This window comes from Micromonospora luteifusca, assembly GCF_016907275.1.
Lineage (GTDB): Bacteria > Actinomycetota > Actinomycetes > Mycobacteriales > Micromonosporaceae > Micromonospora > Micromonospora luteifusca.
On sequence record NZ_JAFBBP010000001.1, the window covers coordinates 4,879,509 to 4,895,659 of the forward strand.

Here is a 16,151-nt window from a genome sequence, read left to right on the forward strand (position 1 = left end):
ATCGTCTGTAGTGGAGCCCAGCTTGGTACGCCCCGCACCTCAACCGCCATCGTCGGAGCCGCCGCGGGCGCTCGCCGAGCCGTCGGGGCTTGTCGACGTCTACCGTCGGGTGCTGAGCGCACAGACCCGTCGTGCGATCGCGACGAAGGTGAGTCCGCGGGCACGCCACCAACTCAAACAGTGGGTCGCACGGGCATCCCGAGACGCCCTGGTGGCGGGGCGCCGGGGCGAGCGGTTGGCCCGACGGCAGCCGGAACTGCTCGCCGGTGGTGACCGGGCGGTCGTGACAGCGGACCGGGCGTCGCGAATTGCCCTCGTCGACCCGGCAGCCACGCCGCTGCGGGCCCGGGCGGCGAACCTGACCGCCGTGACGGCAGCGCTCGACGAGGCTGGCATCGAGTACTTCCAGGTCCGCGGTCGGTCACCTCGTGCGTCCGTGGTCGCCGTCGACGTCGCCGACCGCAGCCGTGCGCACGCCGCGCTCGCGGCTGCTTGCGCCCGAGTTCCCGGCTACGTCTCCATACCTCGGCAGCACGGTGAGCGGCCCCCGGCCGCGGGCTTCGAGCCACGGACGTGGGATCGGGTCGCCGACGCTCCGGTGCTACGACTGACCTGGTACTTGACGGATCCGCGGCACCGTCTGGTGCTGGGGCCGGCGTACGGCTGTGACGTCGAGTTCTGGACCCGGCAGGAGGACGTCCTCGTCGCCCCTCGCCGTAACCCGGTGGCGGAGCAGGTCCAGGTGTCGTCGCCTCCGGTCCTCGTACCCGAGTCGCTGTTCACCGGCCTGGTGCCGCCCACCGACAGCACGACCGTTCGAAGCCGGCCGGAGTTCGCCGGCCGGTCCCCGGACGACGTGGCCTTCCCCATCGACGTCGTCTACACCTGGGTGGACGGCACAGATCCGGACTGGCTACGTCGACGCGCCGCCGTGACCGGAATTCCCTACCACGCCGAGGCGGCGAGTCCGGCTCGGTTCCTCAGCCGCGACGAGCTGCGCTACTCACTGCGGTCGGTGCATCTGTTCGCGCCGTGGGTGCGGCACATCTACCTGGTGACCGACGACCAGGTGCCGAGTTGGTTGGACCCGTCGGCGCCGGGAATCCGCGTGGTCAGCCACCGGGAGATCTTCACGGACCCATCGGTGCTGCCCACCTACAACTCGCACGCGATCGAGAGCCAGCTGCATCACATCGACGGGCTCTCCGAGCACTTTCTGTACTTCAACGACGACGTCTTCCTCGGCACCGAGGTGCTTCCCCAGGATTTCTTCCTGGCCAACGGCATCTCCCGCTTCTTCCCGTCGCCGGCGCTCGTGCCTCCGGGCGCGCCGAGCGCTGAGGACATCCCGTCGTCGGCCGCTGGGAAGAACAATCGGGCACTGCTCGCCGAGCGCTTCGGCACAGTGCTCAACAAGAAGATGAAGCACATGCCGCACGCGCTGCGGCGCAGCGTCCTGTACGAGATCGAGCAGGAGTTCTCGGCACCGCATCGTGGGACCGCCGCGAGCCGGTTCCGCGGCATGACCGACATTTCGGTCGCCTCGTCGCTGCACCACTACTACGCGTTCCACACGGGCCGGGCCGCGCCGGGCGAGCTGGAATACACCATCGCCGAGTTGTCCCACCCCGACACTCCCGCGCGGCTCGCGCACCTGCTGGCCCACCGGGACCGGCACGTCTTCTGCCTGAACGACGCCTTCTCCTCCGAGGCGGACCTGACCGCCCAGCTCGCGGTCCTCACACCCTTTCTGGACACCTACTTCCCGGTGCCCAGCCCGTGGGAGAAGGCCTGACATGGTTGCCGCCCTCGTTGCACGCCATCGCGCGGCGACCCGTCGTCGCTATCCCAGACCGGGGGTAACGCCATGTTCTGGTTGAGACAGGGCGTCGGCCGGGCCGCCTCCGCGCCGGCGCACCAAGCCGCGGCCTACCTCCGCGACGGCACCGGCACGACCAGCCTGTCCTGGCAGCCGGCGGGGCGTGGGGTGTCCACGACGTGGTCCACCTCCGGTGTCCCCTTCGTCGGTTCCCCGGCCGTGGCGGTGGACGCCAGCGGACGAGTCGTGGCCGCGGTCGTCGGGGTGGATGGACGACCGCGGGCGTCCCGGCAGCGACGGGCGGGCAGTGATGGACAGTTCGGCGACTGGACGGCCATCGGGAACAGGCGGGGACAGGCATGAGCGGAGCTGGCATGAACGGGGCGCATCTGCGCGAGCTGGCGTCCGACGCGCTGCGGCGCTGGCCCCGGCTGCGGGTCGCCCTGCGCCGGGCCGACCGGCAACTGGTTCGGCAGGTGGCGCAGCTGAAGGGCACGATGCGGGCACCGGCTCCCCGGCGGATCTTTCGGGCCGCCCTGCCGGCCGGACCGTCGATCCAGGCCCGCTTCGTGGGCGTGCTCGACGGGCACACCCTCAACCTGGACCTCGAGGTGCCGCCCGCGCTCGCCGCCGACGTCGTCGGTGCCGAGCTGCACCTCGTCCACGGCAGTACGCGGCTCACCGTGCCCGCTGACCTGCGTCACGCTGGCGACGGTCTGGCCGTCTCCGCCGCCGTCCTGCTCTGCGCTCGGCCGGGCGGCCTGGACCTGCCCCCGGGTGGCTCGTGGCGGGTGGAGTGCTGCCTGATCAGCGAAACGGGTGGGGGAGACCCCGTCCGGGTGGTCGGAGGCGCGACCGAACGAGCTGCCGGCCCCACCGTGTCGGCCCCGCCCTGTCCCGACTCGGGATACCGGTACCGGCCGGTGACCGACCAAGCCGGCCGGCTCGCGCTCGCCGTCACGGCTCCCGGAGCGTTGGCCGAACTCACCGACGTCCGACTGGACTGGACCGGGGCGAGCCTTCAGGTGCGGACGGTCGGTTGGCAGGCCGACGGGCCGGTGGAGGTGGGGCTGGAGTCGCGCGGTGGCGGCGAGTCTCTCCGCGTCCAAGGTGAACTGGTCGGCCCCGACCTGCTGCGGTTCAGCCTGCCGCTGTCGGCGATGACGGAGGCCGGGCACGTTCGGGAGCGGATCTTCGACGTCCGGCTGTACGCCGAGTCCCGCCGGCTGCGTGTCGGCATGGTGCTGCACGACCTCGCCAACCCCAAGAAGTCCCTGCGGCCGCCGGCGGCGATCGTCTGGGCCGCGCCCGGCCGGTCGGTCCGCGTACGCCCCTACTTCACCCCGGCAGGCAGTCTCGCCCTGGCCTGCCTGCCCATTCAATCCCGCTCGACGGACGGCAACTCATGAAGATCACCTATCTGCTCACCTGGGCCGATGCCATCGGTGGCACCGAACGCACCGTCCTGCGGCAGGCGAACTGGCTGGCGAGTCGGCACGAGGTGGAGATCATCGGCGTCCTCCGCACCCGCGACGAGGTGCCCTTCGAGGTGGATCCCGCCGTTCGGCTGGTGCACCTTCTCGACACCCGTGACGGCGTGATCCGGCCAGTGCGGGGCGGGATGCCCGATGCCGTCGCCGAGACGCTCGCCGCCGCGCCCAGCACGCTGGTGCAGCGACACTGGGAGGGCGCGTTCTCGGCGCTGTCCGACCTCGAACTCGAACGCGTGCTCGGCGAGACCGACGCCGACGTGGTGGTCACCACCACCCCCGCGTTGCTCGCCGTCGCCGCGAAGCTGTTGCCCCGACGCGTGGTGATCGTCGCGCAGGAGCACCGTGTCGCCGAGCTGCGGGGTTCCTCCGGTGAGCCGTTCGGGCTCTTCGCCGCCCGGGCCGACGCGATCGCGCTGCTCTCCCGACCGACCCGGGACTGGTTCGCCGACCTGCTGGCGGACGCCGCTCCCCGGCTGGTCGTGCTGCCCAACCCGATCGAGGAGGGCTACCGGCCGCGATCGACCCGGGAGACCCGCACCGTGGTCATGGCGGGTCGGTTGAGCCCCGAGAAGCAGTTCGAGCACGCGATCGCCGCCTTCGCCCAGATCGCTCCGGACCATCCCGACTGGCGGCTGCGTATCTTCGGCGGCGGGTCACGGTCGCGCTTGGAGGAGCGGATCGCCGGCCTCAAGCTCGGCAATCAGGTTCAACTGCTCGGCCCCACCGAGAGCATCGAGGACGAGTGGGCCAAGGCGTCGGTGGCGATGGTGACGTCCCGCGTGGAGTCGTTCGGTCTCACCCTGATCGAGGCGATGAGCGCTGCGGTGCCGGTGGTGGCGTACGACTGCCCCAACGGCCCCCGCGAGGTCGTCGAGGACGGTAAAACCGGCTTCCTGGTCGCCCCGGACAACATCGACGAACTAGCCGTCGCACTGCGCAAGCTCATCGAGGACGATGGCCTGCGGCACGCGATGGGGCACGCGGCCCTGCGCGATGTGGAGCGGTTCTCGGTCGAGCGGGTGATGCCGCAGTGGGAGCAGCTCTTCACCGACCTGCTGGCCGACCGTGGCAGTCCTGGATGGACGGAACGTCGATTCGACGCGGTTGCGGCCAACCAGGCCCGCAGGGCGGCACCCAACGTGGTGCCGAGCAGGGCCGCCGCCCGCAGCGTGGGCACGGTCGATGTCGAGGCATGGGCGGCTGGAGTCGAGGCCGGACGCGAGGACCTGATCTGGACTCGGGGGCAGTTGACCCGCCTGCGGGACTCCACGCCGTACGAGGTCGCACGGGACAACCTCGACCTGACGGTGGAGAGTCTCGACACCGCGGGCATCGACTACTTCCTCGTCCGACAGATGTCGCCGACCTTCCGGGTGGCCGTTCGAGAGGAGGCCCGACAGTCCGTCGTGGCCGCCCTCGCCCGCCGGTACGCCGATCGCCCGGTCTACGTGGAGGCCTTTGACCAGCGCAACCGCACGATGGGGGTCTGGCCGGCCGCAGCGACACCAGGGGTCACCGCGATGGCCACAGCCTCGTGGCTGCGCGTGTTCGAACCCGCGATGACCCTGTCGCAGACGCTGCGGATGGGCACCATCTACGGGTGTGCCGTGGAGTTCTGGCACACCGCCGAGGACGGAACGGACCTCTGCGGCCCATCGCGGACCCTGGTGGGAGACCGGTTGGCAGCCGAATCCCTCACCCCTGCCGTGGTGACCGTGGGCAGGCAGAGTTACCGATCCGTCGACCCGTTCACGCGGCGGCTCGCTGACGAGATCACCTTCCCCATCGATCTCGTCTACACCTGGGTGGACGGAGCGGACCCGGCCTGGGCGCGCCGTCGGGCGCAGACTCTGGGGATCGGGTACTCCGAGCAGGATTCGCTGCAGGGCGCCGCACGTTTCCGCAGCCGGGACGAGCTGCGGTATTCGCTGAGGTCGGTCGACCTCTTCGCACCGTGGGCGAACAGGATCTGGATCGTCACCGACGATCAGGTGCCGGAGTGGCTCGACACCACACATCCCAAGGTCCAGATCGTCGACCACCGGGAGATCTTCACCGACCCTGGGGTTCTGCCGACGTACAACTCCCATGCCATCGAAACTCAGCTGCACCACATCGAGGGGTTGTCCGAGCACTTCGTCTATCTCAACGACGACGTCTTCTTTGGTCGTCTGTTCGGCCCCGACATGTTCTTCAACCCGGGTGGGCTGCCCAAGTCGTTCCGTAGTCCCACGCAGATCCCGCTCACGCTCCCCAACCCTGACGACGAGGCGTTCGCGGTGGCCGGCAAGAACAATCGGCGGCTGCTGGAGGAGGCCTTCGGCAAGACGCTGATCCACGCGTTCCTGCACGCTCCGCACGCACATCGACGCAGCACCCTCTACGAGGTCGAGGCGGCGTTCCCGGAGGCGGTCCGACGGACGGCGGCCAACCGGCTCCGGTCGACCGACGACGTGTCCATGCTCTCGTCCCTCGCGCACCACTTCGGGCTGATGAGCGGACGGACGACGGCGGGTTCGGTCCGTTGCACCTTTGCCAACGTCGGCCTGGCCGCTCACCTGCCGCGGCTGGACAGCCTGCTGGCGAGCCGGGCGTTCGACGTGTTCTGCCTGAACGACTACCACGACGGCGACGTGCCGGCGGAGGATCAGGCGAAGGTCCTCGAGGCGTTCCTCGGTGCCTACTTCCCCATCGCCAGCCAGTTCGAACGGGGGAGTGAGCGCAACCTCCGGCTGTCCACCGCCGCGTGGCGGTGACGGCGCCGCTGAACCTGCGGACACGACGGTGGTCGGTCGCGCCCTCCCCGGCGACGACCGACCACCGCGTCCTGGTGCCAAACGGACTCAGTACGAGTAGCCCGCGCCTCCGGCGTCGGTCGAGCCGCTGTTCGCCGGCGGCGCGACCGCCTTCGGCGTGGAGGTGGGCAGGCAGCTCAGGTTCTTCTTGCCGTCCGGCTGAACCACGAACCAGGTGCCACCAACAGCCTGGCCCTTCCACTGGCCGGGCTTCTTGTCGCCGATGTAGCGGTACACCGGCCAGCCGGCGATGGTGAGCTGACGGGTGCCGTCCTGGCGGGTCACGCTGCTGACCTTGTCGTCGGAGACACCGGTGAGCTGCGGGTTGCCGTCGGTCAGCGCCGGCGGCCACACCTCCGCGCACTTGTCGACACAGTTCGACGACGGCGGGTCGGCGGTGTCCTTGTCGAAGCGGTACAGGATCCAGCCGTCCTGGTCGGTGACCACCTTGCCCATCCGGGCGACGCTCTTGCCGTTCAACTGCTCGGTCAGGTCGACGTTCGCGGGCGGCGCGTCGGCGGCCGGCGCCTCCGCGGACGCCGACGCCTCGGGTTCAGCCGTCGCGGTGGGCTCGGCCGCGGCGACGGCGACCGGCTCGGCCGCGCTCGAGTTCGCCCCGTCGTAACCCGCGGGAGCGCAGGCCGTTAGTGCGACCATCGCGCTCGCGACGATGACGGTCCGCTTCATCTGTGCCACGTGCCCTCCTCATTCTTGGCAGTTCACCCATAGGTACGGAGAGCGGGCTGTCAAGGTTGAAGCAGTAACAGTGGTCAATTTCACGCGAATTGATTGAACTGATTCGGGCTGGCATACGTACGTCCCCAGCACCGGAACACTCCGAAACAACAGATCGGCGCCGGCCATTGTGAAAATGGTCGGCGCCGATACGTTCCGCGAGACTACAACGGCACCGTGACCAGCGGGCTCGCTACACCGGTCGCATCCACCGACTGCACCTGGAGCTGCTTGATCTCCTCCGCCAGGGCCGACGTCGAAGCACTCAACTCAAGGCCCTGCGGTCGGGTGTTGGTGCCGTAACCCTCATTGGGCACCGACCAACTCGACACAACCTCGGTGCTGCCGTTCTTCCGCACCACCACCAACCGGCACGTACGCGGGCCGGGCAGCTTCCGCAGGCTGAAATTGATCCGGGTGCCATACTCCCGCTTCACCAGGAACATGGTGGTCTGCACACCGGTGGTCGGGTCGGTGGCCTCGACCTGGTCGCCTTCCTCCTCAGTGCCGCCAACACCCGGGCCGCTCGGCGGGGCCGTCGGCCCGTTCGTCGCCGGGTCGCCCGGTGCGCTCGGCGTCGACTCGGCGAGCACCCCCGGCGACGGCTCGCTGCCGGTCACGCTGACGAAGCCATACCCGGTCAGCCCACCGAAGACCACCACCGCGGCGGCCGTCGCGAGCATCTGACGAAACCGGGTGCGCCGGCGGTCCGCCCGCACCGCGCCCAGCGTCCGGTCCAGCAGCGCCGGATCCGTCGCGGTCTGCTCCAGCGCCATCATCGTCTCGCCGTCGATGTCGGAGAGCAGCCCCACCACCGGAACCATCGTCTCCAACTCGGCCGCACACGCCCAACAGGTGGCGAGATGCTCCTCGAACCGCTCAGTGTCCTGCTCATCGAGCACGCCCAGCGCGTACGCCGCGACGTCCATGTGGTCTGGCCGGCTCATTCTGTCACCCCCCGCTCCTGCAGAGCCGTGCGCAGCGCGCGCAGCGCGTAGTAGACCCTCGACTTGGCGGTGCCCAGTGGCAGCCCCAACTCCTCGGCGGCCTCCGGCACCGTCCGGCCCCGAAAGTACGTCGAGATCAGGATCTCCCGGTGCGACTGACTGAGCGTACGCAGCGCGTCCGCCACCGTCATGGTCCGCAGCACCCGGTCGGTGCTGTCCGCCTCGGCGAACGCGGTGAGATCCCGGTCGTACGTCTCCGGCGGGCGGGCCTCCTGGCTGCGGTGCTCGTCGATGGCGATCCGGCGAGCCACCGTGACCAACCACGGCCGCAGCGAACCCTGTCCCTGCGTGCCCAGGCGGTGCGCGTTGCGCCACGCCCGCAGCAGGGTCTCCTGGACAATGTCCTCCGCACGCTGCCGGTCCCCCCCGGTGAGTCGCATGACGAACATCAGCAACGGCCCGGCGTGCTCGGCGTAGAGCAACCGGATCAGCTGGTCGGAGTGGCTGGCCTCGGTCGACGTCGCCTGATGGCGCCCGGGCGCCGGTCGCGGCGTCACCGGACCATTCTGGCGAGACGTCGCGCGCGCGTCGACCCCTCGGGCTGACGACGTCGGCCGCGACGAGGACCGCGCCGACAACCAGTCCGCGCGTACCGCATCGCCATGCCAACCGGCCGCCACCGCGTGCATGCAGACCTCCGGGATGTCCGTGACCATCGCCGGCCCACGAAGCGGGCCGCCCGGTGGTACGCAGCGCCGCCCCGAGCGGATCAACGAACGGCGAAAAAACTTCTGCGTGGCCGTCGGATCGGGCGGTCAGCGGCGGACGGAGAACAGGCCTGGCGGTGGCGGATCGGAGCCGGTGGCATCCGCGTCCCGCACCACCTGCGAACCGCCGGCGAAGCGGTCCAACTCGTCGCCGGCCACCACCCGGCCGGGGAACCAGTCGCCAGCAGCGCGCCGGGTCAGCTCCGGCACCGGCGGCGTCACCCGCCCGGCGACCAGCACCAGATTCCCGTACCGGCGGCCACGCAACACCGCCGCGTCGCCGATCAGGCAGGCCTGCGGCAACACCGAACGGACCGTGGCGACCTGCCCACGCGCGTGCCGCAGCGGCGGGCCGTCCGCCAGGTTCGCCAGGTACCAGCCGGCGGGGCGGAGCACCCGCGCCACCTCGGCCGCGTACTCGACCGACGTGAGGTGCGCCGGGGTACGGGCACCGGCGAAGACGTCGGCGACCACCACGTCGTAACTGGCGTCCCGCGTGGAGGTCAACACCGCCCGCGCGTCCTCCACCCGGACCCGCAGCCGGGCATCGGACGGCCACGGCAACACCCGGCGGACCAACTCCACCAGAGCGCCGTCCACCTCGGACACCCGCTGGGTGGAACCGGGCCGGGTGGCGGACACGTACCGGGGCAGGGTCAGAGCGCCGCCGCCCAGATGCAGCACCCGCAGCGGCTCACCCGCCGGTGCGATCAGGTCCACCGCGGCGGCCAACCGCCGCACGTACTCGAATTCCAGATGAGTGGGATCGGTCAGGTCGACGTGCGACTGCGGCGCGCCGTCCAACAGCAGCGTCCACGAGCCGGCCCGGTCCTGGTCCGGAACAAGCTCCGCCTGCCCCGTGTCCACCTGCTCGACCACCCGGTCACCCGCCCGTTTACGTCCCATCCCGACCAGTATCCGTGTTCAACGGGCGGCGCGGGCCGCAGCGGTCAACGCGCGGTGCAGCAGTCGGGAATCGCCGAGCAGGGCACGCAGTCGGCGCTCCAGCCCGGCGATCGGGATCAGATTCTGTGGGGCCCGCGGATCCTTGTACGGGGTGGAGGCGAAGCGCGGCAGCGTGACCAGCGACAGGTCGGCCAACTCGATCGCCGCCTCGACGGGCAGGTCGGCAGAACACTCCACCCGGACGATGCCCGCCCACGGCGCGCCGACCGCCACCGGCAGCCGCAAATACCACGACCAGCCACCCCAGGCGGTGCCCAGCCGGAACACCGGCGAACGCTCACCCGACGCCATACCGGTCACCACCGCCGTCAGCCGGGCATCCAGGTACTGGCTGTGCTGGGTCTTGATATACCCGAGCGTGCGCGGCAACTGCCGGCGACTACGCAACGGGCCGTCCACCACCAGCAGGTCACCGTCGACCCGGGCGGCATCGGACACCGCCACCTCCAGCGCGGTCAGCGGACCCTGCACGGCGGCCGGCAGCTTCGCCAGCTCACCGGTGCCACCCACCCGGTGCACCGGGTAACGAATCGCACCGGCCACCACGTCCTGCGCCGACGGGCTCGCGGTGAACAAGCCCCGACCAACCCGGGTACCGGCCAACTGCGCCGCACCCCGACCGAGGTCGCACCGGACCACCCCGGCCGCGTACGAGGCGGCCAGACCGGGGAACGACCCGCCGTCGGACTCCGCCGTCCAGATGCTCGCGTCGATCCGGCGAACACCGTCGACGAGCAGCACCACGTCGGGTGCCCGCACCCCTGGGCGTACCCCGATCGCCCGCCAGTCCACGGCGGGCAACTCCACGTCCGCCTCGACCTGCGCGCTGCTCGGCGTGGCCGGTCCGGCAGCGGACGCCTCGAACGACGCCCCATACGCCGGATCCCACGAGTCGACAAAGAACGCGGCGTCGCTCAACGCGTGAGCCTTTCGTTCGCGACTGCGGGGCTCCGCTTCGCTGCACTCCTCGCGCTCACCGGTGTGAGCCTTTCGTTCGCGACTGCGGGGCTCCGCTTCGCTGCACTCCTCGCGCTCACCGGTGTGAGCCTTTCGTTCGCGACTGCGGGGCTCCGCTTCGCTGCACTCCTCGCGCTCACCGGCCCGTCCGTTCGACCCGCGCCGACCGGGCATCCTTGCGCACCTCGAAGCGGACCGGGATCCGCTCGGCCAGCGCCGGCACGTGGGTGACCACGCCGACCATCCGGTCGCCCCGGGCGGCCAGGTTTTCCAACGTGGCGGCGACCGTGTCCAGGGTGGCCGCGTCGAGCGTGCCGAAGCCCTCGTCCAGGACGATCGACTCCAGGCTCGCCGCCGTGGTCGACATCCCAGCCAACTGCTCGGAGAGCGCCAACGCCAGCGCCAGCGACGCCTGGAACGTCTCACCCCCGGAGAGGGTGCGTACGCCCCGGCGCAGCCCCGCGTCGTGGTGGTCGACCACGACGAACTCGCCCTTGTCGTGCACCAGCTCGTACTGACCGGAGGAGAGCTCCCGCAGGATCCCCGACGCGCCGTCGACCAGCAGGTCCAACGCCTCGGCCAGCAACCACCGCTCGAAGTTGTTGGCCCGCAGGTGCCCAGCCAGCGCGCGCGCCACCTGTGCCTCCCGCTCGTGCCCGGCCCGCTGCTCGCGCAGCGTCCCGGCCTGCTCGCGGCGTTCCCGCAGCCGACGCCGGTCGGCATCGGCCCGCTCCACCGCCACGGTCGCGGCGTGCACCGGGTCCTCACCGACCGGCACGTCGGCGGTGGCGAAGAGACCGGCGATACGCTGCTGCACCGCGTCTGCCACCGACTCCGCCTCGGCGACGGCGACAGCCCGGCCGGCCCGGTCGGCGCGGCGGCGGTCCGCCTCGCTCGTCGCCCAGCCGGTCAGCGCGGCCCACGCCACGGCCACGTCGTCCCGGTCGGTCGCGGGCGGACCGAACCGGGCCAGCCCGTCGCGGGAAGTGTCGAAGGCGCGCCACGCCGCCCGCAGCCGCTCCTCGGCGGCGTCCACCCCGGCCCGGGCCTGGCGAGCGGTCTCGCGGCCAGCCCGGACCGCCGTCGCCGCCTCCTCCAGGGCACGCCGCAACCGGGCATGCTCGGCCAACTCCCGGCGCAGCACCGCGGGCTCGGCGGCGCCGGCGAGCTGCCCGTCCAGCTCGGCCAGTCGGGCTTCCAACTGCTCCTGGCGAGCCCGCGCCTGCACCAGCAGCCGCTCCAGGTCACGCGCCGCCGCGTCCCGCTGCTGCACGGCCGTCTGCGCGGCCTTGGTCGCGGCCCGCGCCGCCTTGCCCGCCGCCGTCGCGGCAGCCACCGCCGAATCGGCCGGCACCGCCGGCACCCGCGCCACCGGCTGCTCACAGACCGGGCAGGCCGCGCCGGCATGCAGGTGCACCCGCAGACTGACCGCCAGGTCGGTGGCCTTCGCCTCCTCGTGCGCCCGGAAGGCCGCCTCCAGCTCGGCGTCGGCCCGCTCGGCCGCCGCGCGGGCGACGGCCAGCGCGGCCACCGCCGTGGCGTGCTCGTCGTTCGCCGCGCTCACCGCAGCGCGGACCGTGTCGACCTCGCCGGACAGCCGGTCCCGATCGTCGTACGCCCGCAGCAGCAGTCGCACCGCGCTCTCGTCACCGGCACCGGCCAGCTCGCCGCGCAGCTTCTCCTCCCGCTCCTCGGCCAGCGACACCCCGGTCGCCGCGGCCTCGGCCTCGGCCCGCGCAGCGGTGACCGCACGAGCCACCTCGGTCACCCCACCGGGTGCGCGCACCCCGGTCAACACGGTCAGCTCGTCGTCGAGGGCGGTCAGCGCCGCCGCCGCCTCCCGGGCGGTGGCCCTGGCCGCCGCCAATTCCGGCACCGCCGCGGTCACCGCGGCGGCCAGCTCGGTCATCCGGTCGACCCGGGCATCGGCGTCGGCCAACGCCTCGTCGTCCACGCCGGTGAGCCCGGCGAGCAGCTGATCGACCGCGTCGAGCCGGGCGTCCGCCTGTGCGGCGCGCGCCGTCGCCTTCTTCTGCACATCCTCGTAGACGCCGAGCCCGAGCAGGTTGACCAGGATCTGCTGCCGGGTCGCCGGCTTGGCGTGCAGGAAATCAGCGAACTGCCCCTGTGGCAGCACCACACAGCTGGTGAACTGCTCGTACGGCAGCCCGACCGCATCCAGCACCGCCTGCTCCATCTCGGCGGGAGTGCCGGCCACCACCTCGCCGAGGTCGTCCGGGCTCAACCCGGTGTCCAGCTTGGTCACGTCGAAGCCGGCCGGCATCAGCTGCAACCCGGCGTTCGCGGTCTTGACGTTGCCCCGGCCGTCCCGGCGCACCACCCGGGTGGCCACATAGCGGGCCCCGCCAGACTCGAAGACCAACCGCACCCGGGCCTCGGTCGCCGACGGCGCGAGCGCGTTCGCCAACCCTCGGGCGCCACCCCAGCGGGGCACCATGCCGTAGAGGGCGAAGCAGATGGCGTCCAGCACCGTGGACTTACCCGAACCGGTCGGGCCGATCAAGGCGAAGAAGTCGGCATCGGTGAAGTCGATTGTCGTGTCGTCCCGGAAGACCGTGAACCCGGCCATGTCCAACCGCATCGGACGCATCAGTGATCGACCTCCTCGAAGAGCTCGTCGAAGAGCTCCCGGACGCCCTCGTCGGCGTGGCCCCGGCTGTCCAGGTAGTCGGCGAACAACTCCCGCGGCGAACGCCCGGAGCGTTGCGCGATGCGGGCACCGCTGCCCGGCGCGGCCAGCAGCTCCGGGTCGATCCGGATCTCCAGCGCCCGGGGGAGCAGCTCCTGGACCTCCTCGCGCAGGCCGGCGCGGGGTTGCTCCCGCACGTACACCCGCAGCCAGGCGTCCGGTGCCTCGATCTCGGCGAGCTGGGCCAGGGTGCCGCGCACCGTACGCAGCGCGCTCGCCGCGGTCACCGGCACCTCACGCACCCGCGCGGCGGTGCTGGCGGTCACCTCGACCAGCGTCACCGAGGGGACGTTTTCCTGCTCACCGAAGTCGACCGCGAGCGGGCTGCCGCTGTAGCGCACCGGGCAGGGACCTACGACCCGCTGCGCCCGGTGCAGATGGCCCAGCGCCACGTAGTGCGCGGTGGCCGGGAAGACGGTGGCCGGGACGGCGTAGCCCAGCACCGTGTGCGCGTCGCGTTCGCCGCCGCCGGTGGTCGCGCCGGTCACCGTCAGGTGCGCGGTGACCAGGTGCACCCGGTCCGGTTCGCGGAACCCCTCGGTCAGACGCTCCAGCACCCGGCCCAGGTGGTCGGCGTACGTCTGGTTGGTCTCCGCCGCGGTCAGCTCGTACATCTCCAGCGCACGCACCGCGTACCGCTGGGACAGGAACGGCAGCGCGGCCAGCTGCCACCGCTCGCCGCCGGCCGTGGTGCCGTCGATGACGTGCTCGTCCGGGTTTTCCCGGACCCCGCCGCGCAGCGTGATGCCTGCGGCATCAGCCCAGGGGCGCAGCGCGTCCAGCGCGGGGCCGTTGTCGTGGTTGCCGCCGATCGCGACCACGTCCGCGCCGGTGCGACGCAGCGCGGTCAGCGCCCGGGTGACCAGGCGCGTCGCCTCCGAGGTCGGCGCGGCGGTGTCGTAGAGGTCACCAGCGACGATCACCAGATCCGGCTGCTCGGCGCGGGCAATGTCGATCACCCCGGCCAGCACCGCCTTGTGCTCCTCGGCCCGGGACTGCCCCTTGAGCACCTTTCCCACGTGCCAGTCGGAGGTGTGCAGGATCTTCATGACTGTGCTGGCCTTCCGTTCGCGACTGCGGGGCTCGCAAGCTCACTCCTCGCGCTCACCTGTGCTGGCCTTCCGTTCGCGACTGCGGGGCTCGCAAGCTCACTCCTCGCGCTCACCTGTGCCGGCCCTACCTAGAACGGGATGTCGTCGTCGGTGCTGCCGCCGCCGGAGCCCACCACGGCGAACGGGTCGGCGGACTGGGTGATCGAGCGCAACGTCTCGGATGGTGCCCGGCCCGCCTCGGAGACCCGGGTGGCCCAGGCCGGGAACGGGAACTCCAGGCAGAGCGGCACCGGGATGTCCGGCTGGTTGACGAACATGGTGCCCGGTTTGGCCAGCAGCGCCCGCTGTCGCTGCGCGGGCGGGAGGAAACCGTACTCCGGGCGGGAGGCCTCGGCCGGGTCGAGCCGGCCGACCACCCGGATCGCCGAGTTGGTGACGATCCGCCGCTCCACCTCGCTCGCCGTCTGCTGCGCGCCGATCAGGATCACCCCGAGCGAGCGGCCCCGCTCGGCGATGTCCAGCAGGACCTCCTTGATCGGGGAGGAGCCCTCGCGGGGGGCGTACTTGTTGAGCTCGTCGAGGACGACGAAGAGCAGCGGCTTGGCGGTGCCGGACTTCTCCTTGCGCTCGAACTCGCTCTTGAGCGTCACACCGACCACGAACCGCTGCGCGCGGTCGGGAAGGTTGTGCAGGTCAACGACGGTGACCTGCGCCGACTCGCTGGTGTTGATCGAATGCGGGCGGCGGGTGGCGAGGTCACCGCGGATCAGCCGGGCGAGGTCCTTCTTGCTGCCGATCAACCGCCGGGCGAACGCGTTGACGGTGCCCAGACCGACCGCGCTGCCGGCCCAGTCGGAGCGGGTCTCGTCGTCGTTGAGCTGGTCGACGATGTGGTCGACCAAATCACCGTAGGAGCCGAGCCGGACCCCGTCGATGCTCACCCCACCGTCGGCGGGCTGGGCGTAGCGGGCCAGGTGCGCGGCCACCGAGTGGACCACCATCGTGTACTGCTGGCGCTCGTCGTCGGCGTCGGCGAAGACGTAGGGCAGCAGGCGGTCGGCACAGAACTCGTCCAGCGTCCAGTAGAACGAGTCCACCCCGGTGAGCCGGCTGCTCACATCCGGCGTGCCGGCCGCGTCACCGACGCGGGGCGGGGCGTACACCCGCACGTCCGGGAAGGCGCCGGCGCTCAGACCGAGCTTCGCGTACGCCGCGCGGGTGGGCTCGTCGAGGCGGGTGTTGGGATGGTCCAGGAAGAGCAGGTCCTCACCCTTGACGTTGAAGATCAGCGCCTTGGCGTTGACCGCGTCGCCGCCCAGCACCCCGGAGCGGAAGACCGAGTAGAGCAGGAAGGTGGCGAAGCTGGTCTTGGTGGCCACCCCGGAGATGCCGGAGATGGAGACGTGCGCGCCCCGGCTGCCGTCGAGGAAGTCGGCGTTGAGGTAGACCGGGACCCCGTCGCGACCCATCCCCATCGGGATGCGCCGCTCCATCCGGTCGAAGTGCAACGCACGCGCCCGGGCGTCGCCCTCGGCCCGGTGCACCACCGCACCCGGGGTCGGCGGCACGTAGAGCTCCGGATCGACCCGCGTGGTGGTCACCTCGGCCGCCTCCTGCACCTGCGCCGGCAGCGTGCCGTCGGCGATGGCGAACACGTCGGAGTCGAACTGGGCGCCCTCGTGGCGAGCGCGGACCTGGGTGACGACGCCGGCGATCGTCACCGGCTCCCGGTCGGGCAACTCTCGCCGGGTGACCACGACATCGTCGAGCTGGAGGTAGCTGCCGGGTGCCACGGCCGTCCAGAACTGCAACGGAGTGGCGTCGGCGGTGCCCAGCACCCGCCCGACCGCCTCGCCAGGGCTGTCGAGGTCGGCGTCGGTCATCGGGTGACCTGGGTCGGTCGGGCATCA

Annotated in this window: 12 protein-coding genes; 4 read left to right on the top strand and 8 right to left on the bottom strand. The window is 71.5% G+C overall.

The genetic code is table 11. From position 1 onward, the window contains the following. The first annotated feature begins 211 nt into the window (after nucleotides 1–211). The 4 genes from JOD64_RS22295 (at nucleotide 212) to JOD64_RS22310 (ending at nucleotide 6,068) form a co-directional block, all read left to right on the top strand. Nucleotides 212–1,795, top strand: coding sequence for a stealth family protein (locus JOD64_RS22295; RefSeq protein WP_204943987.1), 1,584 nt, complete (start codon nucleotides 212–214; stop codon nucleotides 1,793–1,795). A gap of 72 nt (nucleotides 1,796–1,867) precedes the next feature. Continuing rightward, entirely contained in the window at nucleotides 1,868–2,182 is a 315-nt protein-coding gene (locus JOD64_RS22300) for a hypothetical protein (protein WP_204943988.1), read from the top strand. Between the two features lie 11 nt (nucleotides 2,183–2,193). Then, entirely contained in the window at nucleotides 2,194–3,228 is a 1,035-nt protein-coding gene (locus JOD64_RS22305) for a hypothetical protein (RefSeq protein WP_204943989.1), read from the top strand. Next, the gene (locus JOD64_RS22310; RefSeq protein ID WP_204943990.1) at nucleotides 3,225–6,068 is read left to right on the top strand and encodes a stealth family protein; all 2,844 of its coding nucleotides are present in this window, start codon (nucleotides 3,225–3,227) and stop codon (nucleotides 6,066–6,068) included. Before JOD64_RS22305 ends, JOD64_RS22310 begins: the two co-directional genes overlap by 4 nt. A gap of 87 nt (nucleotides 6,069–6,155) precedes the next feature. Here JOD64_RS22310 and JOD64_RS22315 read toward each other — a convergent pair whose 3' ends face one another. The 8 genes from JOD64_RS22315 to JOD64_RS22350 form a co-directional block, all read right to left on the bottom strand. Beyond that, nucleotides 6,156–6,794, bottom strand: coding sequence for a hypothetical protein (locus JOD64_RS22315; protein WP_239561545.1), 639 nt, complete (start codon nucleotides 6,792–6,794; stop codon nucleotides 6,156–6,158). Nucleotides 6,795–7,006: 212 nt separating this feature from the next. Further along, nucleotides 7,007–7,789, bottom strand: a complete 783-nt coding sequence (locus tag JOD64_RS22320) for an anti-sigma factor family protein (RefSeq protein WP_204943992.1) — start codon at nucleotides 7,787–7,789, stop codon at nucleotides 7,007–7,009. Next, entirely contained in the window at nucleotides 7,786–8,478 is a 693-nt protein-coding gene (locus JOD64_RS22325; RefSeq protein WP_184183025.1) for a sigma-70 family RNA polymerase sigma factor, read from the bottom strand. Before JOD64_RS22325 ends, JOD64_RS22320 begins: the two co-directional genes overlap by 4 nt. A 126-nt stretch (nucleotides 8,479–8,604) precedes the next feature. Continuing rightward, the gene (locus tag JOD64_RS22330) at nucleotides 8,605–9,462 is read right to left on the bottom strand and encodes a spermidine synthase (RefSeq protein WP_204943993.1); all 858 of its coding nucleotides are present in this window, start codon (nucleotides 9,460–9,462) and stop codon (nucleotides 8,605–8,607) included. 18 nt (nucleotides 9,463–9,480) lie between these two features. Next, nucleotides 9,481–10,440: a hypothetical protein gene (locus tag JOD64_RS22335; RefSeq protein ID WP_204943994.1), complete on the bottom strand. Its 960-nt coding sequence runs from the start codon at nucleotides 10,438–10,440 to the stop codon at nucleotides 9,481–9,483. A gap of 175 nt (nucleotides 10,441–10,615) precedes the next feature. After that, nucleotides 10,616–13,090 carry an AAA family ATPase gene (locus JOD64_RS22340; RefSeq protein ID WP_204943995.1) on the bottom strand — a complete coding sequence of 825 codons (2,475 nt, stop codon included), beginning with the start codon at nucleotides 13,088–13,090 and terminating at the stop codon, nucleotides 10,616–10,618. Beyond that, a complete protein-coding gene (locus JOD64_RS22345) occupies nucleotides 13,090–14,238 on the bottom strand; it encodes an exonuclease SbcCD subunit D (protein WP_204943996.1) in 1,149 nt (382 codons plus the stop codon). Before JOD64_RS22345 ends, JOD64_RS22340 begins: the two co-directional genes overlap by 1 nt. A gap of 131 nt (nucleotides 14,239–14,369) precedes the next feature. Beyond that, entirely contained in the window at nucleotides 14,370–16,124 is a 1,755-nt protein-coding gene (locus JOD64_RS22350; protein WP_196921762.1) for an ATP-binding protein, read from the bottom strand. Nucleotides 16,125–16,151: the final 27 nt, after the last annotated feature.